The organism is Defluviimonas sp. SAOS-178_SWC (assembly GCF_039830135.1).
Taxonomy (GTDB): domain Bacteria; phylum Pseudomonadota; class Alphaproteobacteria; order Rhodobacterales; family Rhodobacteraceae; genus Albidovulum.
Genome location: NZ_CP156081.1, coordinates 1,781,364 through 1,803,638 on the forward strand (window position 1 = coordinate 1,781,364; position 22,275 = coordinate 1,803,638).

The following is a 22,275-nucleotide window of genomic DNA, read 5'->3' on the forward strand; positions in this document are numbered from 1 at the left end:
CGCAGCGCAGCCCATTGGCCCGGCGCCGCGAAGGCACTATGCTCGGCACATGATCGTAGAATTCGGCCATTTCACCCTGAGTCTCGCCCTCATGCTTGCGGCCTTTCAGGCCGTGGTCCCGCTTGTCGGCGCCCAGAAAGGCTGGCGCGGCTGGATGGCCGTCGCCGGCCCGGCGGCCACCGCCCAGTTCCTCTGCATCCTGATCTCCTTCGCGGCGCTCACCTACGCCTTCGTCGCCTCCGATTTCTCCCTCCGGCTGGTCGTGCAGAACTCGCACACGCTGAAGCCGATGCTCTACAAGGTGTCGGGCGTCTGGGGGAACCACGAGGGCTCTATGCTCCTCTGGGTGCTGATCCTCTCGGGCTTCGGCGCCACGGCGGCATGGTTCGGCGGCGCGCTGCCCGAACGGCTGAAGGCGCGGGTGCTGAGCGTCCAGGCGATGATCGGCGCGGCCTTCCTCGCCTTCATCCTTTTCACGTCGAACCCGTTCCTGCGGCTGGCGGAGCCGCCGTTCGACGGGCAGGACCTCAACCCCCTCCTGCAAGACCCCGGCCTCGCCTTCCATCCGCCCTTCCTCTATCTCGGCTATGTCGGCCTTTCGATGGCCTTCTCCTTCGCCGTCGCGGCGCTGATCGAGGGCCGGGTGGATGCTGCCTGGGCGCGCTGGGTGCGGCCCTGGACGCTGGCCGCCTGGATGTTCCTCACCGTCGGCATCGCGCTTGGTTCGTGGTGGGCCTATTACGAACTCGGCTGGGGCGGGTTCTGGTTCTGGGATCCGGTCGAGAACGCGTCCTTCATGCCCTGGCTCGTCGCGACGGCGCTGCTGCATTCCGCGATCGTCGTGGAAAAGCGCGAGGCGTTGAAAAGCTGGACGATCCTTCTGGCGATCCTTGCCTTCGGCTTCTCGCTCATCGGCACGTTCATCGTGCGCTCGGGCATCATCACCAGCGTTCACGCCTTCGCCAATGACCCCGAGCGCGGCATCTTCATCCTCGCCATCCTCGCCGTCTTCATCGGCGGCGCGCTGACGCTCTATGCCGCGCGGGCGGGGGCGATGGAGGCGAAGGGCGTCTTCGGCCTCGTCAGTCGCGAATCGGCGCTCGTCCTGAACAACGTCCTCTTGTCGGTCGCGGCCTTCGTTGTCTTTGTCGGGACACTCTGGCCGCTCATTGCGGAACTCGCCTTTGATCGCAAGCTTTCGGTTGGCGCACCGTTCTTCGATCAGGCGTTCACGCCCTTCATGGTGCTTCTGGCCGTGATCCTGCCCATCGGTGCGATCCTGCCCTGGAAACGCGCGAACCTCGCGCGGAGTTTCCGGCCCCTGCGCGGCGCGCTGGCGCTGGCGCTGGCCTTCGGCGCCCTCGCCTTCGCGGTCCAGAGCGGCCGCTCGGCCCTGGCGCCCGTCGGCCTCGCGCTTGGCGTCTGGCTGATCGCCGGCGCGGCGACCGAACTCTGGCAACGCGCCGGCCGGCAACTGTCGCGCCTGAAACGCCTGCCGCGCGCCGACTGGGGCAAGGCCGCAGCGCATTCCGGCCTTGGCATCACCTTCATCGGCATCGCCTGCCTGACCGCCTGGGATATCGAGGATATCCGTGTAGCGAAAATCGGCGAGACCTTCGATGTCGGGGGCTATGCGATCACGCTCGAAAGCGTCGATCGCGTCCAGGGCCCGAACTACATTTCCACCACGGCGACGATGCGGGCGGCCAAGGGCGGCCGCGACGTGGCGATTCTTCATCCCGAGAAGCGGGTCTACCCGGTCGCCGGAATGCCGACGACCGAAGCCGCGATCGACAACGGGGTCTGGCGCGATCTCTACCTGGTCATCGGCGACCCCCAGGACGATGGCGGCTGGGCGGTGCGGACTTATGTGAAGCCGTTCGCCAACTGGATCTGGGCGGGCGCGATCATCATGGCGTTCGGCGGCATCCTCAGCCTTTCGGATCGGCGCTACCGCGTCGCCGCCGGTGCGCGCAAGGCCCCGGCGATGGCCGCGCCGGCGGAGTAGGGAATGCGCTGGCTGATCCTTGCCCTGGCGCTTCTCGCCGGCCCGGCGCAGGCCGTGCAGCCGGACGAGGTGCTGGCCGATCCCGTACTTGAAGCACGGGCGCGGGAGTTGAGCCAGGGTTTGCGCTGCCTCGTCTGCCGCAACGAGAACATCGACGAATCGAATGCCGATCTCGCGCGGGATCTGCGGATTCTTGTGCGCGAACGGCTCGTGGCTGGCGACAGCGACAGCGAGGTCATCGCCTATCTCGTCGACCGTTACGGCGAATACGTGCTCTTGAAACCCACGGCGACGGGCGAGAACCTGATCCTCTGGATCGCCGGGCCGGCGATGCTGCTTGTGGCGCTGGCATCCGCGGCGGTCTATCTGCGCCGCCGGAGATCCGCGCCCGACGTGGCGCCGGCCCCGCTCAGCGATGACGAACGCGCCCGGCTTGACGAAATCCTGAAGGAATGACGCGGGGTTTCGCTTTGCGATCCGCAGCCCGGCGGTAAGCTGGCGCGGCGAAGGCACCGGAGGAGGCGCGCGTGAGCTATCAGACCATCCGCTACGAGGAGACGGACGGAATCGCCGTCATCACGCTGGACCGCGAAGCGGTGATGAATGCGCTGAACCGCGCGATGCGGGCCGAGATCACCGAGGCCGTGGGCCGGGCCGCCGGTGCCGCGCGGGTGATCGTCCTGACCGGGGCCGGCCGGGCCTTCTGCTCCGGCCAGGATCTGAGCGACCCGGCGGTCGCGGACGGTTTCGATGTGGGCCGCGTGCTCGCCGAGGAATACGAGCCGATGCTCAGGGCGATCCTCGCGGCGCGGGTGCCGGTCATCGCCGCCGTTAACGGCACCGCCGCCGGGGCCGGGGCAAACCTCGCGCTTGCCGCGGATGTCGTGATCGCCGCCGAGAGCGCCAGTTTCATCCAGGCTTTCACCCGGATCGGCCTCATCCCCGATGCCGGCGGCACCTATGTCCTGCCGCGCACGATCGGCATGGCCCGCGCGATGGGGGCGGCCCTTTTCGCCGACAAGGTGAGCGCCCGCCAGGCCGCCGACTGGGGGATGATCTGGGAGGCGGTGCCCGAGGACACCTTCGAGGCGCATTGGCGCGCACGGGCCGCCGCCCTTGCGAAAGGGCCGACCGAAGCCTTCGCGCGGATCAAGACGGCGATGCGCGCGAGCCTCGGCAACGACCTCGACACGCAGCTTTCGCTGGAGGCGGCGCTCCAGGGCGAATGCGGAGAGACCGCGGATTTCCGCGAAGGCGTCAACGCCTTTCTCGAAAAGCGCCCGGCGCGGTTTCAGGGACGTTAGGGCCGATCCGGTTGCGGCGCGGTTCCCGAGCCGGTGTTCCTCTCTCGCCGCCCCGGCGGGGCCGGGACGGCTCGGGTCGCCTCCGGCGGGGATATTTCCTGCAAGGTGAAGGCGCGGCGTTTCGGAACTTGACCGGAGGCCGTTCGGGGCCGACAGTTGGAACATGAGGGCGCTTGGCCCGGAAGGCACGGGGGCCAGCCAGCGAAGGCGTCCGGTCGCGTGCCGTCGGGGGATATCATGCGCTGCATCACGGTACTGGGGCCGTCTCAATCGGGGAAAACCGAGCTTGTCCGGGCGCTTGCCGCGCTCGAGGATGGCCATCCCCGGTCCGAGACGGCCGGTCATCTGACGCTGACGCGCTTCGGCTTCATGGGCGAGGACTGGTGCGCGCTCGATCTTGCCGGGGGGCCGGAATTCGCGCGTATGGGCGGGGCGGCGCTTCTCGCCGCCGACGCGGCGGTTCTGTGCGTCGCGCCCGACCCGGAGGAGGCGGTCCTTGCCGCGCCCTGGCTGCGGGCCATCGAGGCCGCGAACGTGCCCGCCTTCATCTTCGTCAACCGCATGGACATGCCCAAGGGACGGGTCCGCGACATCGTCTCGGCGCTTCAGGCCTATACCGGCCACACCGTCGTCCTGCGCCAGATCCCGATCCGCGAGGGCGGCCAGATCGTCGGCGCCGTCGACCTTATCTCCGAACGCGCGTGGCGCTACCGCGAGGGCCAGCCCTCGCAGCTGGTCGCAATGCCGAAGGATCTCGAGGACCGCGAGCATGAGGCGCGGGCCGAGCTTCTGGAGCACATGTCCGATTATGACGACGCGCTTCTTGAGGAGTTGATCGAGGATCACGAACCGGCCGCCGGCGCGCTTTACGAGATCGCGCGGCGCGAGACCCAGCACCGCGACGTCATTCCCACTTTCCTCGGTGCCGCGAGCCACAAGAACGGCATTCTCAGGCTGATGAAGGCGCTGCGGCACGAGGCCCCCGATGTCTCGGCGCTGCGCGAGCGGCTCGATGTCGCGGATGCGCAAGCGGTGGGGTTCCATGCCCAGATCCGCAAGCATCTTGGCAAATGCGTGATGCTGCGGGCGCTTGGCGACGGGGTGAAGCAGGGCGCGCAGCTCGGCGGGGCCGGGCTTGGCGGCCTGGTCGAGATCGGGGGAAAGGCCGGCGGCGGTCAGCTCGGCATCGGCGAGGTCGGAATCTCTGTGAAGTCCGATCAGCTGGATGCCGGCCGGGTCTTCACCGCGGGCGCCGCCGTGCCGGTGCCCGATTGGGGGCGCGGCTGTCCGCCCGCGCTCGCCCGTCTCGTGACCCCCGCGCATGAGCGCGACGAGGTGCGGCTGTCGGCGGCGCTGAGCCGTCTCGCGGAGGCGGATCCGATGCTCACGCTCGGTCAGGATCAGGCGACGGGCCATGCGCTTCTGAAGCTTCAGGGCGTGATGCACGAGCGCCAGGTCCTGGCCTCCTTGGCAGAGGATTTTGGCGTCGAGGTGACGACGAGCGTGCCCGATCCGCGCTACCTTGAGACCATTTCGTCCCCGATCGAGGAGCATTACCGCCACCGCAAGCAGTCGGGCGGCGCCGGGCAGTTCGCCGATGTCGCGATCACCGTGCGGCCGGGGTCGCGCGGCGAGGGGTTCCAGTTCGCCGAGGTTGTGAAGGGCGGCGCCGTACCGCGTAACTACATCCCTTCGGTCGAGGAAGGCGCGCGCGAGGCGCTCGACAGGGGGCCTTTGGGCTTTCCGGTCACCGACCTCACGGTCACGCTCAACGACGGCAAACATCATGCCGTCGACAGTTCCGACTTCGCCTTCCGCACGGCGGGCCGCATGGCGGTGCGCGAGGCGCTGGCCAAGGCCGGGCCGGTCCTGCTGCAACCGATCGAGCGGGTCGATATCCACGTGCCCTCGGTCTATTCCGGGGCGATGGTGTCGATGATCTCGGCGCTCAAGGGGCAGGTCCTCGGCTTCGACCGCGATCCCGATTGCCGCGGCTGGGATATCTTCCGCGCCCTTCTGCCAGCCTCGGTCGAGGAGGAACTGGTGATGGCGCTTGGATCGGCGACGCAAGGCACCGCCTGGCATGAGACGGAGTTCGACCATTACGAGGAAATTTACGGGCGCGAGGCCGAACGGATTTCGAAGGAGCACGCCTCGGCGGCGGCGTGATCTTTGGCGGTGCCGCAAGAGGACGGCAGCGGCCCCCTTGCGACGCCCGGCCGACAGGGACTATCCTGACGACGGTCGGCAGTTCACCAAGGCGTCGCCGCCCCCAAGAGGGGTCAGCTAAACCTGCATCAGGGCATCGAAGGCTGCTTGTTTCCACAAGCGCCGAGCCGGCAAGGGCGACCATCGGCCCCCGCACAGGCGGGGAGGGGCGCATGTCGGAGGACAGGACATGGCACGCGATGCGATTGCCTTTCACGTGAACGATCTTTCCGCCTTTGCGCGGTCGCTCCGCAAGGGGCTGGGGGAAGAGGGGTCGCTTCCGGGGCATCTGGCACTTCTCAACCACATCGCCCGGGCCGGAGGGTTTCGGAATTATCAGCACCTGAAGGCGCTTGCGTCTGCGGGGGCCGGGTTGAAGACGGAACCGGTCGACGAAAAGCGGCTGGCGCAGGCGCTCCGCTCGTTCGATGCAGAGGGGCGGATGGTCCGCTGGCCGGCCAAGACGGGGATGCAGGGACTCTGCCTTTGGGCGCTCTGGGCGCGTTTGCCGGTGCGGCAGGAGGTGACGGAGGCGGAGGTGAACGCGATCCTCGACCGCTGGCACCTTTTCGGCGACCGGGCGCTCCTCAGGCGGTCGCTCATCGACCACGGGCAGGCGACCCGCAGCATCGACGGGCGCGCCTACCGGCGGACAGAGGCCGCGCCGCCGGCCGAGGCGCGGGCGCTGATCCGGGCGCTTGCGGGGCGCGCGGGCTAAACGAAAACGGCCGCCCGGGCTGGGGCGGCCGTTCCATTCCGGATCGCGGCGGATCAGCGGGCGTCGACGTCGACGTAGTCGCGCGCGGTCTGACCGATATAGAGCTGGCGCGGGCGGCCGATCTTCTGGGTCGGATCGCCGATCATTTCCTTCCACTGCGAAATCCAGCCCACGGTGCGGCTGACCGCGAAGATCGGCGTGAACATCGAGGTCGGGAAGCCCATCGCCTCGAGGATGATGCCCGAGTAGAAATCGACGTTGGGATAGAGCTTCTTCTCGACGAAATACTCGTCCTCGAGGGCGATACGCTCCAGTTCCTTGGCGACCTTCAGCGTCTCGTTGTCGTGGATGCCAAGAAGGTCGAGCACTTCGTCGGCGCTTTCCTTCATCACCTTCGCGCGCGGGTCGAAATTCTTGTAGACGCGGTGTCCGAAGCCCATCAGGCGGAACGGATCGTTCTTGTCCTTCGCGCGGGCGATGAATTCGGGAATCCGGTCGACGCTGCCGATCTCGCGCAGCATCTCCAGGCAGGCCTGGTTGGCGCCGCCGTGCGCCGGCCCCCAGAGGCAGGCGATGCCGGCCGCGATGCAGGCGAAGGGGTTGGCGCCGGAGGAGCCGGCCAGCCGCACCGTCGAGGTGGAGGCGTTCTGCTCGTGATCGGCATGCAGCATCATGATCCGGTCCATCGCCTTCGCGAGGATCGGATCGACCACGTATTCCTCGCACGGAACCGCGAAGCACATGTGCAGGAAGTTCGAGGCGTAATCGAGCGAGTTCTTCGGATAGACGAAGGGCTGGCCCATCGAATACTTGAAGGCCATCGCCGCGATCGTCGGAAGCTTGGCGATCATGCGGATCGCGGCGACCTCGCGCTGCCACGGGTCGGAAATGTCGGTGGAGTCGTGATAGAAGGCCGACATCGCGCCGACCACGCCGACCATTGTAGCCATCGGATGGCTGTCCCGCCGGAACCCCCGGAAGAAATAGTGCATCTGTTCATGCACCATCGTGTGCTTGGTCACGCGGTTTTCGAAGTCCACCATCTGCGCTTCGTTCGGCAGTTCGCCGTAAAGCAGGAGGTAGCAGACTTCGAGGAAGTGCGACTTCTCCGCCAGCTGTTCGATCGGATAGCCGCGATAGAGAAGCTCGCCCTTGTCGCCGTCGATATAGGTGATGGCGCTGTCGCAGGCGGCGGTCGAGGTGAAGCCCGGGTCGTAGGTGAAGACGTCGCCCTGCGCGTAGAGCTTGCGGATGTCGATGACGTCCGGCCCGACCGTCGGCTGCAGGATGGGCAATTCGATCGATTTGCCGTCAAAGCTCAGCGTCGCGGTCTTGATCATCTTATCCATCGCGGTTTCCTTTCCTAGCATCCGCCCGGTCCTGGCCGGTCGAAGGGTGAACGTGGCGGTCAACGCGCGAAGGTGCGCCTCAGGCCGCTGCATCCTTGAGCCGGGCGAGGGTCTCTTCCCGCCCGATGACGAGCATCATATCAAAAACGCTGGGACTGATCGTCCGTCCGGCAAGGGCTGCCCTGAGTGGTCCCGCGATCTTGCCGAGCCCCAGCCCATGGGTTCCGGCGACGCTGGCCACGATCTCCTCCAGCTTATCCCGGCTCCAGCTAGCATTTTGCAGCTGCGGCGTCAATTCATTCAGTATACCACGGGATACCGGGTCGAGTGCCTGCGCCGCTTTCTCATCCGGCGTAAAGGGCCGATTCCCAAGAATAAAATGGGCTTTTTCAAGCAGTTCCGGGAACGTTTTGGCGCGCTCCTTTAGGCAGTAAAGCCCACGGAGCAGCCCATCTTTCTGCACTTGCGAAAGGGCGGGAAGACCTGCGGCTTCCAAAAATGCCTCAATTTCAGGCAAAAGCTCGGCATCGGAGGTCGCGGCGATGTGCTGGCCGCAGAGGTTTTCGAGCTTTTTGAAGTCAAGTCGTGCCGGGGCGCGGCCGATTCCCTCCAGATCGAACCACGCGCGCGCTTCCGCATCGCTGAAAAATTCGGCGTCGCCATGCGCCCAGCCCAGCCGGGTGAGGTAATTTCGCATTCCCGCCGCCGGGTAACCCATTGCCTGGTATTCCTCGAGGCCCACCGCGCCGTGGCGCTTGGAGAGCTTCTTGCCATCCGGCCCGTGGATCAGCGGAATATGCGCCCAGACCGGTTCCGCCCAGTCCATCGCCCGGTAAACCTGCGTCTGGCGCGCCGCGTTGTTCAGGTGGTCGTCCCCCCGGATCACATGCGTGACGCCCATGTCGTGATCGTCCACGACAACTGCCAGCATGTAGGTCGGCGTACCATCCGAGCGTAAACACACCATGTCGTCGAGCTGGTCGTTGCCGAACGTCACGGTGCCTTGCACCTTGTCCTCGATCACCGTCTCTCCGTCGCGGGGGGCCTTCAGCCGGATCACGTAGGGCGCGTCGGGATGCGTCGCGGGGTCGGCATCGCGCCACGGGCTCTGGAACAGGGTCGAACGGCCCTCGGCGCGGGCGGCCTCGCGGAACGCCTCGATCTCGTCCTGCGTCGAGAAGCACTTGTAGGCATGACCCCGCGCCAACATCTCGCGCGCCACCTCGGCATGACGCTCGCGCCGGTCGAACTGGCTCACGACCTCGCCGTCCCAGTCGAGGCCGAGCCAGGTGAGGCCCTTGAGGATCGCCTCCGTCGCCTGCGGAGTGGAGCGTCCGCGGTCGGTGTCCTCGATCCGGAGCAGGAACTTGCCGCCACGGCCCCGCGCGAAGAGCCAGTTGAAAAGCGCGGTGCGGGCACCGCCGATATGCAGGTATCCCGTGGGCGAGGGGGCGAATCGGGTGACGATATCGGACATGGCCGCGTTAACCTTTCGGAAACCATAAGCGTTCAGGCTGACCTCGGTTCATTAGGCAAAGCCGGACGGGGACACAAGGTGCGGGTGCTGACAGGTCCGCTTGAAGCGCTCGGGGCGGCGCGGGGGCGGCTCCTGCCCTGGGCGCCGGTTTTCCTGTCGGTCGGCATCGGTGTCTACTTCGCACTGCGGGTCGAGCCGGGGGCGGCGGGTCTCGCGACGGCCGGGCTTGTCGCGGCGGTTGCCGCGCTCGCCGGCCTGCGCGGGCCGGACCTCGCGCGGATTCCCGCAACCGCACTCGCCCTTGTCGTGGGCGGGCTTCTTCTCGCCTCGGCGCGCACCCACCTCGTGTCCGCGCCGGTTCTGACCTTCCGGTATTACGGCCCGGTGGAGGGGCGGGTTGTCGGAATTGACCGCTCCTTTTCGGACCAGCTTCGCCTGACCCTCGATCATGTCGTGCTGGAAGACGTGCCGCCAGACCGGACTCCCTTGCGGGTAAGGGTCGCATTGCATGGCGAACAGGGCTTCACCGACCCACAGCCGGGCCTCACCGTCATCCTCTCGGCACATCTCTCGCCCCCGGACGGACCGGTCGAACCGGGCGGCTTCGACTTCCAGCGTCTTGCCTGGTTCTCGCGGCTCGGCGCCGTCGGCTATACACGGTCGCCGGTTCTTGCCATTGCGCCGCCGGAGGGCGGGCTGCCGCTCCTCGCATTCCGGATGCGGCGGGCAATCTCCACGGCGATGCAGGAGCGAATGGAGGGGCAGCCGGGGGCCTTCGCGGCGGCCCTGATGACGGGCGACCGCTCCGGCGTGGCGCATTTGACCAACGATGCGCTCAGGGGGGCGAATCTCTCGCACCTCATTGCGATCTCGGGTCTTCACATGGGGCTTCTGACCGGCTTCGTGTTCGCCGCGTGCCGCTACGGTCTGGCGCTTGTCGCGCCGCTGGCGCTCCGGCTCGACACGCGGAAGCTGGCCGCGTTTCTCGCGCTCCTCGCGGCGATCTTCTACCTTGTTCTCGCGGGGCCGAGCGTGGCGACCCGGCGCGCCTTCATCATGGCCGCCGTGATGCTTGTCGCGGTCATTGCCGACCGGCGGGCGATTTCCCTCCGCTCGGTGGCGATCGCGGCCCTGATCGTCCTCGTCCTCGAACCTGAAAGCCTGGTCGAGCCCGGCTTTCAGATGTCCTTCGGGGCGACCGTGGCGCTCATCGTGACGTTCAAGCCCTGGGTCGCGGTGCAATGGCGCATTCCCGCACCCTTGCGGCCGATGGCGATGCTCGTCCTCTCGTCGTTGGCCGCGAGCCTCGCCACCGGCCCCATCGCTGCCGCGCATTTCAATCGGATCGCCGAATACGGGCTCCTCGCGAATTTCCTCGCGGTGCCGCTGATGGGACTCGTCGTGATGCCGTCCGGGGTCGTCGCGGCCATCCTGTCCCCCCTGGGCCTCGCGGCGCCGGCGCTTTGGGTGATGGAAAAGGGAACCTGGGCGATCCTTCTCATCGCCAGCTGGGTCTCGGGTCTCGACGGCGCGGTCGTGGTGGTCCCGGCGCCGCCGCCGCTGACCTTGCCGCTTCTGGCACTCGGCGCTCTGGCCGTCCTGATCGCCAGGCCTCTTCCGCTGCGCGCCGCTGGCGGCGTGGCGGTCATCGCGGCAATGGCATTTTGGGCGATGGTCGAGCGGCCCGCGCTCCTCGTCGCCGGTGACGGATCAATCATCGGCGTGATGGGCGAGAAGGGGCGGGCGCTTTCCAAACCGAAGGGGGCCGGCTTCATCGCCCAGAGCTGGCTTGAGGATGACGGGGACCTCGCGCTGCAGGAAGACGCCTTCGCCCGACCGGGCCTCACTGGCGCCCCTGGCGCGTTCCAGACGGTGGTGGCGGGGCGCAAGGTCTGGCATTTCGCCGGCAAGGGCGCCGCAGCCAAGGCGGCCAACGCCTGCACCGGCGATGGTCTCGTGATCCTGTCCACGGATTGGGAAGGAACCGTGCCTGCGGGTTGCCGCATATACGACGCCGCGAAGCTCCGCGATACCGGCGCGCTCGGGGTCTATGCCGACGGAGCGACCCTGAGGATCGTCAGCGCCAAGGACATGGCGGGACAAAGGCTCTGGAACATCCGGCCGGGCCGAAGATCCGACCGACGTCGGGCGGCGCTTCAGTAGCTTCGGATCAACCCGACGAGCCGACCCTGGACCTTGACATGTTCCTCGGGCAGGACCCGCGTCTCATAGGCCGGGTTCGCGGCTTCTAGAGCGATCATCCCGCCCCGACGGCGGAACCGCTTCAGCGTCGCCTCGTGGCCTTCGACCAGCGCCACGACGATATCGCCGTTATCGGCCGTCGTCTGTTCCCGGATCACGACGATATCGCCGTCGTTGATGCCGGCCTCGATCATCGAGTCGCCCTTGACCTCGAGCGCATAGTGCTGGCCGCGCCCGGCGAGCATGGATCCCGGGACCGCGACGTGATGCGAGACCTCCGAGATCGCCTCGATCGGCACGCCCGCGGCGATCCGTCCCATCACCGGCAATTCCAGCGCATGAACTTCCTCGACCGGCATGGCGCCCCTCGGCGGGTCGGCCCTGTCGCCCTCGATCACGCGGGGCGAGAAGCCCGGCTTCTCCATCGCGTCGGGCAGTTTCACGATCTCGATCGCGCGGGCCCGATGGGCAAGGCGGCGGATGAAGCCGCGCTCTTCAAGTGCAGTGATCAGCCGGTGGATGCCCGACTTCGACCGCAGGTCAAGCGCGTCCTTCATTTCGTCGAAAGAGGGCGGCACACCGTCACGGGCCACGCGTTTCTGGATGAAATCGAGAAGTTCCAATTGCTTGCGGGTCAGCATGATGCCTGTTTTCCTTTGCCGATTGCCACGCCGTTCTGTTGACGTTCTACGCGCGTTCCCCTTTTGTGTCAACAAATTCGGGCGCGGAGCGTGGGCTGGCCGTCACAGCGGAATGTAATCGACCTCGGTCCCTTCCGGCCGCGCGTCATCGCCGACGGGACGCACCAGCAGCGCGTTCGCCTCGGAAAGGACAGAGAGGAGCGCGCTGTCCTGTCGGTCGAACGCCGTGATCCGGGCGCCGCTCTCCGCGGCTTCGACCCGTGCCCGCATGTAATGGGCGCGCGGCCCGTTGGCGGCGACCGGCCGGGCCAGACGGGCGCGGTGGACCGGCGCGGGCGCGGGGGGCAGGCCCTGCAGCGCCCGCAGCATCGGACGCATGAAGATGTGCCCGCAAACGATCGACGATACGGGGTTTCCAGGAACGCCGAGCAGGATGGAACTGCCGAGCCGCCCGGCCATCAGCGGTTTGCCCGGACGCATCGCGATCTTGTAGAACGACCGCTCCATCCCCATCGCCTCGGTTACCGGCGCGACAAGGTCATGGTCGCCGACCGACGCGCCGCCGATCGTCACGACAAGATCGGCGCCCTCGGCGAGGCCGAGCGTGAACCGCAGGCTTTCGGCGTCGTCGCGCGCGATCGGCAGCATCCGCACCTCGGCCCCCTCCGCCTCGGCCAGGGCGCCAAGCGCGAAGCTGTTGGAGGCGATGATCTGGTCGGGCCCCGGCACTTCGCCCGGCATCACCAGCTCGTTCCCGGTGGCGAGGAGCGCCACGACGGGGCGCCGCGCGACGGTCACCTCGGCCACGTTCATCGCGGCGATAAGCGCGAGGTCGGACGGCGCCAGCCGCCGCGGGGCCGCGATCCGGTCGCCGGCGCTGAAATCCTGACCGGCCGCGCGGATATTCGTCGCCGCTTCCAGCTTGTCGCCAAGGGTGATCCGGTCACCCTCCCGGATCACGTCTTCCTGGAGGATCACACGCTCGGCACCCTTTGGCACGGGCGCGCCGGTGAAGATACGGACCGCTTGGTCGGGACCAACAGAACCGGAAAACCCTTTTCCGGCAGCAGCTTCCCCGATGATATTCAGGCAGGCACCTGGCTGGTGATCCGCCTCCCGGATCGCGTAGCCATCCATGGCGGAAGCCGCGAAGGGCGGCTGGTTCAACCGCGCCACGACCGGCGCCGCCAGAACCCGGCCCGCCGCGCGCCGCAGCGGTACCACTTCCGTTCCCACCGGTGCGCAGAGCGCGAAGAGCCGGCCGAGCGCCTCATCAACCGAAATCATGCCGCGCCTCCGCTATTGCTCCGCCTCGTAACGGCCTGATTTTCCGCCGTCCTTCAGGACGACCCGCAAGCCCTCGATCCGCATCGACTTCTCGGCCGCCTTCAGCATGTCGTAGACCGTCAGCGCCGCGACCGACGCGGCCGTCAGCGCCTCCATCTCGACCCCGGTCTGGCCGGAGGTCTTGACCGTCGCCTCGATCCTCACGCCGGGAAGCGCCGGATCGGGCGTGAGGTCCAGCGCCACCCTGGTGATCGGAAGGGGATGGCAGAGCGGGATCAGGTCCGAGGTGCGCTTCGCCGCCATGATCCCGGCCAGCCGGGCCACGCCCAGAACGTCGCCTTTCTTTGCCCGTCCCTCGGTGACCAATGCCAGCGTTTCTGCCCGCATCACCACCTGGGCCTCGGCCACGGCGATCCGGTCGGTCACCGCCTTGTCCGAGACATCGACCATATGGGCATGACCATCCTTGTCGAAATGCGTCAGCGCCATGTTCAGACCTCCACCGGATTGGCGAGGATCGCCCGCGTCGCCGATGCCACATCGTTCTGCCGCATCAGGCTCTCGCCGATAAGAAACGACCGGGCGCCGCAAGCGGCCATGTCGGCAAGATCCTGCGGGGTGAAGAGCCCGCTTTCGCAGACCACCATCCGGTCGGCCGGGATCCTCGGGGCAAGCGTCCGCGTCGTCTCAAGAGTAACCTCGAACGTCTTGAGATTACGATTGTTTATCCCGATCATCGGTGATTTCAGTCGAAGCGCCCGGTCCAGCTCCGCGCCGTCATGGACCTCGAGAAGCGCGTCCATCCCCCAGCCGATCGCCGCGTCCTCAAGCTCCGCCGCCTGAGCGTCGGAGACCGAAGCGAGAATGATCAGGATGCAATCGGCCCCCCAGGCCCGCGCCTCGGCGACCTGGTAGGTGTCGTACATGAAATCCTTGCGGAGCGCCGGCAGGGAGACGGCCGCGCGGGCGGCTGTGAGGAATTCGGGGGCGCCCTGGAAAGAGGGCGCGTCGGTCAGGACCGAGAGGCAGGTGGCTCCGCCCGCCTCGTAGGCGCGCGCGAGCGCCGGCGGGTCGAAATCGGCGCGGATGAGGCCCTTTGACGGGCTCGCCTTCTTGATCTCGGCGATGAGGCCGTAGCCGGTCGCCGATGCCCGCCGCAACGCCGAGGCAAAGCCGCGCGGGGCGCTTGCCGCCCGCGCCGCGGCTTCCAGATCGGCCAGCGGCCGCGCCGCTTTCGCGGCCTTCACTTCCTCAAGCTTGTAGGCCTTGATCTTGTCGAGAATATCCATGGCCCTTCCTTACCTCCGCGTCCCGCCGGCGAAAAGCCCTTCCGCCTTCTTCTGTTCTCAAATACTCCCCGGGGGTGTGGGGGTGGGAAACCCCCGCTTCCGCGCTATCCGCCCCAGTCGACCGTTGGCGCCTGCTGTGCCGCGAGCCAGGCATTGATCCGGCTGAACGGACGCGAGCCGAAGAAGCCGCGCCGGGCCGAAAGCGGCGAGGGATGCGCCGTCTCGATGACGAGATGATCGCCCGGCCGGACATGGGGGCGAAGCTTCTGCGCGTGCCCGCCCCAGAGAAGGAAGGCCGTCGGCCGGGTGGAGACCTCGGCCAACACCTCCTCGGCCAGACGCTGCCAGCCGAGCCGGGCATGACCGCCCGCCGCCCCGGCGGGCACCGACAGGCTGGTGTTGAGCAGAAGAACCCCCTGCCGCGCCCAGCCGCGCAGGTCGCCGTTTGGCCTGCGGATGTCAAGATCGGCATGCAACTCCTTGTAGATATTCGACAAGGAGCGGGGCAGCGGCGTGACCTCCGGCGCCACTGAAAAGGCGAGCCCGTGGGCATGTCCGGGCGTCGGATAAGGGTCCTGACCGAGGATCACCACCCGCACCGCCTCCGGCGGCGTCAGGTCGAGCGCGGCGAACCGCTGGGCTTCGGGGGGCAAGACGGGACGAGGGTCGTCCGCCAGCGCCGCCTCGATCCGGGGCAGGTCGCGGGTGAAGAAGGGCAGATGCGCCCAGGCCTTGGGGATCATGCCCTTTGCGTCGCCCGTGCCAGGGCGTCGATCTTCGCCTTCGCCGCGCCGCTGTCGATGCTTTCCGCCGCGCGCGCAACGCCATCGCGCAGATCGCTTGCCTTGCCGGCAACGACAAGGGCCGCCGCCGCATTGAACAGGACCGCATCGCGATAGGCGCCCAGTTCGCCATCGAGGAGCCTGCGGAAGGCCGCCCCGTTTTCTTCCGGGCTGCCGCCGAGGATCGCCTCGAACGGATGAACCGGCAGGCCGACCTCTTCGGGGTGCAGCTCGAATTCGTGGACCTTCCCGTCTTCGAGCGCCGCGACCGAGGTCGGGCCGGCGATCGAGATCTCGTCGGTCCCGTCTGCGCCATGCACGAGCCAGGCACGCTCGGACCCCAGCGCCGCGAGGGTCTCGGCCATCGGCCGGATCCACTGGCTGGAGAACGCGCCGGTCAGTTGGCGTTTCACCCCGGCGGGATTGGTCAGCGGCCCGAGAAGGTTGAAGACGGTGCGGGTGCCAAGTTCCGCCCGGGTCGGCATGACGTGGCGGATCGCCGGATGGTGCATGGGCGCCATCATGAAGGCGATCCCGCAGCTTTCAAGCGCTTTTTCAACGGCTTCCGCGCTGATCATCACGTTGATGCCGAGCTGGGTCAGCGCGTCCGCCGCACCCGATTTGGAACTGAGATTGCGGTTGCCGTGCTTGGCCACCACGACGCCTGCGCCCGCGACGACGAAGGCCGTGGCGGTCGAGATGTTCAGCGTCCCCTTGCCGTCGCCGCCGGTGCCGACGATGTCCATCGCGCCCTCGGGCGCCCGCACGGCATGGCATTTCGACCGCATCACCCGCGCCGCGGCCGCGATCTCCTCGACCGTCTCGCCCCGCGTCCTGAGTGCCATCAGGAGGCCGCCCATCTGGCTTGGGGTCGCGGCACCTTCGAAGAGGGCGGCAAAGGCGCGCTCGGCCTCGTCCCGCGTGAGCGGCCGGTCGGCGGCAAGGCCGATCAGCGGGCGGATATCGCCGCTCATGCCGGCACCTTCAAGGGCACGTTGGCACCTTCGAGGAAGGTCCGGAGCATCTGGTGCCCGTGTTCGGAGGCGATCGATTCGGGGTGGAACTGCACCCCCTCGATCGGCATTTCGCGGTGGCGCAGCCCCATGATCGTCCCGTCCTCCAGCCAGGCGGTAACTTCGAGGCAATCGGGCAATGTGGCGCGGTCGACGACCAGCGAGTGGTAGCGCGTCGCGAGGAACGGCGAGGGCAGGCCGGCGAACACGCCCTTGCCCGAATGGTGCATGACGCCCATCTTGCCGTGCACGATCTCATGGCAGCGCACCACCTTGCCGCCGAAAGCCTGACCGATGGTCTGATGGCCAAGGCACACGCCCAGAAGCGGTGTCTTCGTCTCGGCCGCCGCCGCCGTCAGAGCGAGGCAGATTCCCGCCTGATCCGGGTCGCAGGGGCCCGGCGACAGCACGATGGCCGATGGATTCAGCGCCATCGCCTCCTGCACGTTCAGCGCGTCGTTGCGGTGGACGACGACATCCGCCCCCAACTCACCCAGGTAGTGGACGAGATTGTAGGTGAAACTGTCGTAATTATCGATCAGAAGCAGCATGGCCTTGCCTTCATTCCTGACGGATGCAATCGGGGGGTGATCGCGCCCGCGTGACGGGCTATACATGGTCAGAGCCACGCGGCCGGGTCAAGGCAAGAAGCGGGCCAATGAGGTTGACAGGCGTCGGAGGCGGACGTGGGCAGAGGCTATTTCTTCGGTTTGCTGATCGGGGCGCTCGCCTCGGTTTTGGGCTTTGCGGGGGCGTCGCTGATGCTCCCGCCGACAGCCGCGCCGGTCGCGGGGTCGGGCACGGCGGAGGTCGCATCAGGAGGCGAAACCGTGTCGCCTGAAAAGGCGGCGGAGGAGCCGGAACCCACCGAGGCCGTCGCGGACAAGCCCGCATCGGAAGCCGTCGCATCGGTCACGCCCGAGGCCGTGACCGAGCCGGAGCCTCAACCTGAACCCTCTCCGGCGGCGGAACCCGCAGTCGCCGCCCCGGCACCGGTGTCAGCCCCGGCAGAGGGGACCGAGGCAAGCCTGGAGGCCGACACCGCATCGACCGGCGCCGAGGCGACGGCATCCGTTCCGGAGACGCCCGAAGTCGAAGTGCCTGCCGGATCGGAATTCGCCCGCCCCAAACCGGAAGAAGACCCGGTCCTTCCCGCGCCCGAACCCGCTCCGGCCATTACCGAAACGCCGGATGTCGCCCGGCCCGAGGCCGAAGCCGCGCCGCACCTGGCAGAGGTCAATCCGGCCGCGATGCCCGAGGGCCAGTCCGAGGCGCCGTCCGCACCCGCGGCACCGGATACCGCCACGGCGCAGGCCGTCGCCGACGTTCCGGCCGCCGAAACGACTGTGCCCGTGCCGCCGCCGGGAGAGGCCACGGCGCCGGTTCTCGCGACCGAGGCGCCGGCCGACTCGACGTCCGAGATTGTCACCGCGGAAGCCCGGCAGGTTCCGGAACAACCCGCCGCGCCGTCAGAGGCTGCCGTCCCTGCGGAACCTGTGAATGAACCCGCTGCGGAGCCCGCCCCGCCGGTTGCCGAAGCCGCTCCCGCGCCCGCTGCCCCCGAGGCCGCGCCCGAGCCGGCGCCGGTTTCGCCCACCCCGGCGGCCGAATCGTCCACCGCCGAGCCGTCCGAAGACCTGCCACCGGCGGATACGGGGCCGACGATCATCGACATCGCACCGCGCGCGCCGATCGGCGCGGCGAATGCGCCGCAGCCAGGGTTCAAGCAGTCCGTGCCGGGGGTGAAGGTGAACCGCCTTCCGTCCATCGGAGCCGAGCCTGCCGCCGATGTGCCCGGCGCCGAGCCCGAAACCTTCGCGCCCGCACCCGCGCCGGAGATCGTGCTCGACAAGCCGCAATTGCCGCTCGCGGAAACGGCCGTCGCGCGCTTCGCGGCGCGGTTCGACAATTCAGAAGCGAAGCCGCTCATCGCGGTCATCATGCTGGACATCGGCGAGGAGAATGGTGGCGTCGCACCCGACGCGCTTGCGGCCATCGACGGCCCCGTCACCATCGCCATCGACCCAGAGCGCCCGGACGCGGCCGCGCGTGCGGCGGTCTACCGGCTCGGGGGCCATGAAGTGGCGATCCTTGCGCCCGATCTGCCGGAAGGCGCCACGGCGAGCGATCTGGAGGTGAGCTATCAGAGCTATGTGCAGGTGCTGCCCGAATCCGTGGCCTTCATCGGCGCTCCAGGGGCGGCTTTCCAGAGCGACCGTCGCGTCGCGCAGCACCTCGTGGCGCTTCTGGCGACCGAAGGGCGCGGGCTCGTGAGCTATGCGCGTGGCCTCAACCCCGCACGCCAGGCGGCGGCGGGCGAGGGGCTGCCCCATGCCGATATCTACCGCGACCTCGATGCAGGGGGCGAAAGCGCCACGACGATTGCCCGCTACCTCGACCGGGCGGCGTTCGAGGCCGCGCGTCAGGGCGAGGTCGTCGTCGCCGGCACCTCGGCGCCCGAAACCGTCGGGGCGATCGAGGACTGGATCGCGGCAGGCGCCAAGGGCACGGTGGTGGGGCCGGTCTCGGCGGTCATGCTGGGTGATTGAGCGGGGCCGGGGTCGCGTTCAGGAATTACCGCGCTGGACGAAGAGGCCGGCATCCTCGGCCGCAGCCTTGAGGGCCTTGGACTTGTTCACGGTCTCCTGGAACTCCGCCTCGGGGTCGCTGTCATAGACGACGCCGCCGCCGGCCTGGATATAGAGCTTGCCGTCCTTCACGACGGCGGTGCGGAGCGCGATGCACATGTCCATCTCGCCGTTCGCCGCGAAATAGCCGACGCCGCCGCCATAGATGCCGCGCTTTTCCGGCTCCAGCTCGTCGATGATCTCCATCGCCCGGACCTTCGGCGCGCCCGAGACGGTGCCGGCGGGCAGGCCCGCGAGCAGGGCGGAGAGGGCATCCTCGTCGTCGCGGATCTCGCCCACGACGTTCGAGACGATGTGCATGACGTGGCTGTAGCGCTCGATGATGAACTTCTCGGTCGGGTGCACGGTGCCGATCTTCGCCACGCGGCCGACATCGTTGCGGCCGAGGTCCAAGAGCATGAGGTGCTCGGCCAGTTCCTTCTGGTCGGCCAGAAGGTCGGCTTCATGGGCGCGATCCTCCTCCGGCGTCGCCCCGCGCGGGCGGGTGCCGGCGATCGGGCGCACCGTCACCTCGCCGCCGCGCAGCCGCACGAGGATCTCGGGCGAGGCGCCGACGATGTGGAACGATCCGAAGTTGAAGAAGGTCAGGAAGGGCGAGGGGTTGGTGCGCCTGAGACTCCGGTAAAGCGCGAAGGGCGGCAGGGTGAAATCGGCGGTCCAGCGCTGCGACGGCACGACCTGGAAGATGTCCCCGGCGCGGATATACTCCTTGGCTTTTTCGACGGCGGCTTTGTAGCCCTCCGGCGTGAAATTGGACTTGAGCGGCCCGACCGCGGCGACGTCGCCGAGCGACCGCGCCTCGCCCGCCGGCGCGCGTTCGAGATCGCGCACCGCGTCCATCACCCGTTCGGCCGCCTGCGCGTATGCTGCCCGCGCCGAAAGGCCGGAGCCGATCCAGGCCGGCGAACAGACCGTCACCTCGCCCTTCACGCCGTCGAGGACCGCGACGATCGTCGGCCGCATCAGCATCGCGTCGGGCGCCCCGATCGGGTCAGGCTTGACGTTCGGCAGATGCTCCACCAGCCGGATCATGTCATAGCCGAGATACCCGAAGAGACCGGCGGCGATGGCCGGAAGCCCCTCGGGCATCTCGATCCGGCTTTCGGCGATCAACGCCCGAAGTGTCTTGAGCGGATGGCCGTCGAGTGCCTCGAAGGCTTCGGAATCGTAGCGCGCCTGCCGGTTGATGCGGCTCGTCGTGCCGTGACAATCCCAGATCACGTCGGGCTTGAGGCCGACCACCGAGTAGCGCCCCCGTACCTCGCCGCCGGTTACCGATTCGAGCATGAAGCTCATCGCCTGCGCGTCGGCGAGCTTCAGCATCAGCGATACCGGCGTGTCGAGATCGGCGGCGAGCCTTGCGTAGACGAGCTGATTCTCGCCACGCGCCCAGCCGGCCTCGAAATCCTCGAAGGTGGGGATCAGTGCCACGGTGCCCTCAGTTCATCTGTGCGTGGACGGCGTTGATCGCGGCCGCGTCAAGGCGGATGCCCGCCTCGCCCTCGATCGCCTGGGTGAAAAGCTGGAACATGTCCTGCGCCAGCGACTGGCCGAACTGCGCCTCCAGCGCCTCGCGGGTCCGCACCACCTCGTCGCTCGTCGGATCTGCCGCATGGACCGCGTTGACCGCGACGAGAAGCACGCGGCCCGAGTCGTCGACCACGGCGGAGCCGCCGTCGTCCAGCGCGAAAGCCTTTTCGCCCACGGCGGTCGGAGTGTCGGCGATGAAGCCACCCCGCGCGAAGCCGTCAAAGCGGGTGGTCACGAGGCCGGTGCCTTCCAGCGTCGCGCCGCCGGCAAGCTTTGCCTGAACCTCTTCGGCGTGCTTCAGGAGACGGTCATGCGTTTCCTTCACTTTCCAGGCCGCCGCTGCCTGATCGCGAACCTCGTCAAGCGGGCGCAGGGCCGGCGGGTCGATCCCGTCGAGGCGAAGCGCGAAGACGCCACCGTCGTCAAGCGGCGTCAGGGTCGGGAAATCGTCGGTCGTTGCGGCAGCCGCGGCATCCCGGAAGGCCGTGTAGGCGGCAATGCCGTCTTCGGTTCCGGTGCTGAACGCGATCTCGCCCAACTCCATCCCGGTTTCCTTCGCGACCTCTTCGAGCGTCGCCCCGCTGGCCAGAAGATCCTCGATCCCGTCGCTCTTGTCCGCCACCATGCGCCGCGCCTTGTCGGTCGCGGCTTCGGCGGACAGATCGTCGCGCGCCTCGTCGAAGGTCACTTCCTGAGCGTCCAGAATACCGTTCATCGCGTAGAGTGCCGGTCCGAGATCGGACTGGATCGGCCCCGCGACGCCCGGCGCGTCGAGCGCGAAGACGGCATCGCCCGCCGCCCCGAGCGCGTCCTTCGACATCTCGCCGAGGTCGATATCGGTCAGCGACAGGCCGCGTTCGGCGGCAAGCTCCTCGAACGTTGCCTCGCCGGCATCGAAGCGCGCCTTCGCGGCCTCGGCGCTGGCCGCGTCGGGATAGACCAGCCGTTCGACCAGGCGCCGTTCGGGGGTCACGAATTCGTTGATCCGGTCGGCATAGGCGGCCCGGAGCGTCGCATCGTCGAGTTGCACATCGCCCGCCAGCATGTCCGGAGAGAGCCAGACATAGGTGATCCGCCGGGTTTCGGGGCGGGTGAAATCGTCCGGATGCGCATCGTAATAGGCTTTTATCGCCGGCTCGTCCGGGGCGGCGACCGGCTCCGGCAGGTCGGAGGCGATCAGTTCGGCGACGGTGAAGTCACGCGTTTCGCTCGCCCAGGCGGCGATCCGTGCAACATAGGTCTCGGGAGCGGCGGTGCCGCCGAGGATCGCGCCTTGAAGGACGGTCCGGGCCGCCTCGTCCCGAAGCTTGGATTCGAATTCGCCCTCGCTCAGGCCTTCCTGCTTGAGGGTCAGCGCATAGGTGTCGCGGTCGAACTTGCCGTCGAGGCCCTGGAAGGCCGGCACCGCGACAAGTTGCTTGCGCACCTCGGCATCGCCGACCGACAGGCCGATGCGGCCCGCTTCGTTGTCGAGGGCGGCGGAGGCGATGACGCGTGCCTGCACCGTCCGGTCGATGCCGAGGGCCTGCGCCTGAGAGAAGCTGAGGGGCGTGCCGATCTGGGCGGCGACGGCGGAGATTTCGCGCTGCAATGTCCGCGCGTAGTCGCGCAGGTCGATATCGCGGTCGCCGACGGTGCCGAGCGAACGGACCGAGCCGCCGAAGTTCCGCGCCCCGAAACCGCCGAGGCCGAGGATCAGCATCGCCATAAGGATCCAGACGATGGTGTTTCCGCGCTTCTTGCTGCGCAGCGGGTTCGACATGGCGTTTCCTTCCCCCGAACGGACCTTGTGCGAAGGTGTTTAGGCCAGCGGACCGGG

Annotated in this window: 18 protein-coding genes; 7 read left to right on the forward strand and 11 right to left on the reverse strand. The window is 68.0% G+C overall.

What is annotated here, in order from left to right; all coding sequences use genetic code 11:
* Positions 1–49 precede the first annotated feature (49 nt).
* From V5734_RS09605 to V5734_RS09625, 5 genes are all read left to right on the forward strand, one after another.
* Positions 50–2,008, forward strand: coding sequence for a heme lyase CcmF/NrfE family subunit (locus V5734_RS09605; RefSeq protein ID WP_347313277.1), 1,959 nt, complete (start codon positions 50–52; stop codon positions 2,006–2,008).
* Between the two features lie 3 nt (positions 2,009–2,011).
* On the forward strand, positions 2,012–2,464 hold the full coding sequence (locus tag V5734_RS09610) for a cytochrome c-type biogenesis protein (protein ID WP_347313278.1): 453 nt from the start codon (positions 2,012–2,014) through the stop codon (positions 2,462–2,464).
* Between the two features lie 71 nt (positions 2,465–2,535).
* Positions 2,536–3,312 carry an enoyl-CoA hydratase-related protein gene (locus V5734_RS09615; protein ID WP_347313279.1) on the forward strand — a complete coding sequence of 259 codons (777 nt, stop codon included), beginning with the start codon at positions 2,536–2,538 and terminating at the stop codon, positions 3,310–3,312.
* A 237-nt stretch (positions 3,313–3,549) separates the two neighbouring features.
* Positions 3,550–5,481 carry an elongation factor G gene (locus V5734_RS09620; protein WP_347313280.1) on the forward strand — a complete coding sequence of 644 codons (1,932 nt, stop codon included), beginning with the start codon at positions 3,550–3,552 and terminating at the stop codon, positions 5,479–5,481.
* A 229-nt stretch (positions 5,482–5,710) separates the two neighbouring features.
* Positions 5,711–6,238: a DUF2087 domain-containing protein gene (locus V5734_RS09625; RefSeq protein ID WP_347313281.1), complete on the forward strand. Its 528-nt coding sequence runs from the start codon at positions 5,711–5,713 to the stop codon at positions 6,236–6,238.
* A 53-nt stretch (positions 6,239–6,291) separates the two neighbouring features.
* On the opposite strand, the gene gltA is transcribed toward V5734_RS09625, so the two are convergent.
* Both gltA and gltX read right to left on the reverse strand, forming a co-directional pair.
* Positions 6,292–7,578 carry a citrate synthase gene (gene gltA / locus V5734_RS09630; RefSeq protein ID WP_347313608.1) on the reverse strand — a complete coding sequence of 429 codons (1,287 nt, stop codon included), beginning with the start codon at positions 7,576–7,578 and terminating at the stop codon, positions 6,292–6,294.
* Between the two features lie 88 nt (positions 7,579–7,666).
* Positions 7,667–9,064 carry a glutamate--tRNA ligase gene (gltX, locus tag V5734_RS09635; protein ID WP_347313282.1) on the reverse strand — a complete coding sequence of 466 codons (1,398 nt, stop codon included), beginning with the start codon at positions 9,062–9,064 and terminating at the stop codon, positions 7,667–7,669.
* A 78-nt stretch (positions 9,065–9,142) separates the two neighbouring features.
* On the opposite strand from gltX, the gene V5734_RS09640 reads away from it, so the two are divergent.
* A complete protein-coding gene (locus tag V5734_RS09640; protein WP_347313283.1) occupies positions 9,143–11,227 on the forward strand; it encodes a ComEC/Rec2 family competence protein in 2,085 nt (694 codons plus the stop codon).
* On the opposite strand, the gene lexA is transcribed toward V5734_RS09640, so the two are convergent.
* From lexA to V5734_RS09675, 7 genes are all read right to left on the reverse strand, one after another.
* On the reverse strand, positions 11,221–11,907 hold the full coding sequence (gene lexA, locus V5734_RS09645; RefSeq protein WP_347313284.1) for a transcriptional repressor LexA: 687 nt from the start codon (positions 11,905–11,907) through the stop codon (positions 11,221–11,223). The two genes, V5734_RS09640 and lexA, sit on opposite strands and share 7 nt — an antisense overlap.
* A gap of 102 nt (positions 11,908–12,009) precedes the next feature.
* Positions 12,010–13,194 carry a molybdopterin molybdotransferase MoeA gene (locus tag V5734_RS09650; RefSeq protein WP_347313285.1) on the reverse strand — a complete coding sequence of 395 codons (1,185 nt, stop codon included), beginning with the start codon at positions 13,192–13,194 and terminating at the stop codon, positions 12,010–12,012.
* A 12-nt stretch (positions 13,195–13,206) separates the two neighbouring features.
* Positions 13,207–13,683 (reverse strand): cyclic pyranopterin monophosphate synthase MoaC, encoded by a 477-nt coding sequence (moaC, locus tag V5734_RS09655; protein ID WP_347313286.1) that lies wholly within the window; start codon positions 13,681–13,683, stop codon positions 13,207–13,209.
* A 2-nt stretch (positions 13,684–13,685) separates the two neighbouring features.
* Complete coding sequence (gene trpC / locus V5734_RS09660) at positions 13,686–14,483, reverse strand: indole-3-glycerol phosphate synthase TrpC (protein WP_347313287.1); 798 nt, start codon at positions 14,481–14,483, stop codon at positions 13,686–13,688.
* A 104-nt stretch (positions 14,484–14,587) separates the two neighbouring features.
* Entirely contained in the window at positions 14,588–15,226 is a 639-nt protein-coding gene (locus V5734_RS09665; protein WP_347313288.1) for a uracil-DNA glycosylase, read from the reverse strand.
* Positions 15,223–16,239 carry an anthranilate phosphoribosyltransferase gene (trpD, locus tag V5734_RS09670; RefSeq protein WP_347313289.1) on the reverse strand — a complete coding sequence of 339 codons (1,017 nt, stop codon included), beginning with the start codon at positions 16,237–16,239 and terminating at the stop codon, positions 15,223–15,225. Before trpD ends, V5734_RS09665 begins: the two co-directional genes overlap by 4 nt.
* Positions 16,236–16,829: an anthranilate synthase component II gene (locus tag V5734_RS09675; RefSeq protein ID WP_347313290.1), complete on the reverse strand. Its 594-nt coding sequence runs from the start codon at positions 16,827–16,829 to the stop codon at positions 16,236–16,238. Before V5734_RS09675 ends, trpD begins: the two co-directional genes overlap by 4 nt.
* A gap of 135 nt (positions 16,830–16,964) precedes the next feature.
* Between V5734_RS09675 and V5734_RS09680 the strand changes: the two genes are divergently transcribed.
* A complete protein-coding gene (locus tag V5734_RS09680; protein WP_347313291.1) occupies positions 16,965–18,827 on the forward strand; it encodes a divergent polysaccharide deacetylase family protein in 1,863 nt (620 codons plus the stop codon).
* An 18-nt stretch (positions 18,828–18,845) separates the two neighbouring features.
* Here V5734_RS09680 and trpE read toward each other — a convergent pair whose 3' ends face one another.
* Entirely contained in the window at positions 18,846–20,357 is a 1,512-nt protein-coding gene (gene trpE / locus V5734_RS09685) for an anthranilate synthase component I (protein WP_347313292.1), read from the reverse strand.
* Positions 20,358–20,364: 7 nt separating this feature from the next.
* Positions 20,365–22,218, reverse strand: a complete 1,854-nt coding sequence (locus V5734_RS09690) for a peptidylprolyl isomerase (protein ID WP_347313293.1) — start codon at positions 22,216–22,218, stop codon at positions 20,365–20,367.
* Between the last annotated feature and the right edge of the window lie 57 nt (positions 22,219–22,275).

Coding starts and splice junctions, on each gene's coding strand:
- V5734_RS09690 (WP_347313293.1), bottom strand. CDS start 22,218: ATGTCGAACCCGCTGCGCAGCAAGAAGCGCGGAAACACCATCGTCTGG.
- moaC (WP_347313286.1), bottom strand. CDS start 13,683: ATGGCGCTGACGCATTTCGACAAGGATGGTCATGCCCATATGGTCGAT.
- V5734_RS09620 (WP_347313280.1), top strand. CDS start 3,550: ATGCGCTGCATCACGGTACTGGGGCCGTCTCAATCGGGGAAAACCGAG.
- V5734_RS09675 (WP_347313290.1), bottom strand. CDS start 16,829: ATGCTGCTTCTGATCGATAATTACGACAGTTTCACCTACAATCTCGTC.
- V5734_RS09665 (WP_347313288.1), bottom strand. CDS start 15,226: ATGATCCCCAAGGCCTGGGCGCATCTGCCCTTCTTCACCCGCGACCTG.
- trpC (WP_347313287.1), bottom strand. CDS start 14,483: ATGGATATTCTCGACAAGATCAAGGCCTACAAGCTTGAGGAAGTGAAG.
- gltX (WP_347313282.1), bottom strand. CDS start 9,064: ATGTCCGATATCGTCACCCGATTCGCCCCCTCGCCCACGGGATACCTG.
- V5734_RS09650 (WP_347313285.1), bottom strand. CDS start 13,194: ATGATTTCGGTTGATGAGGCGCTCGGCCGGCTCTTCGCGCTCTGCGCA.
- V5734_RS09625 (WP_347313281.1), top strand. CDS start 5,711: ATGGCACGCGATGCGATTGCCTTTCACGTGAACGATCTTTCCGCCTTT.
- gltA (WP_347313608.1), bottom strand. CDS start 7,578: ATGATCAAGACCGCGACGCTGAGCTTTGACGGCAAATCGATCGAATTG.
- lexA (WP_347313284.1), bottom strand. CDS start 11,907: ATGCTGACCCGCAAGCAATTGGAACTTCTCGATTTCATCCAGAAACGC.
- V5734_RS09610 (WP_347313278.1), top strand. CDS start 2,012: ATGCGCTGGCTGATCCTTGCCCTGGCGCTTCTCGCCGGCCCGGCGCAG.
- trpD (WP_347313289.1), bottom strand. CDS start 16,239: ATGAGCGGCGATATCCGCCCGCTGATCGGCCTTGCCGCCGACCGGCCG.
- V5734_RS09605 (WP_347313277.1), top strand. CDS start 50: ATGATCGTAGAATTCGGCCATTTCACCCTGAGTCTCGCCCTCATGCTT.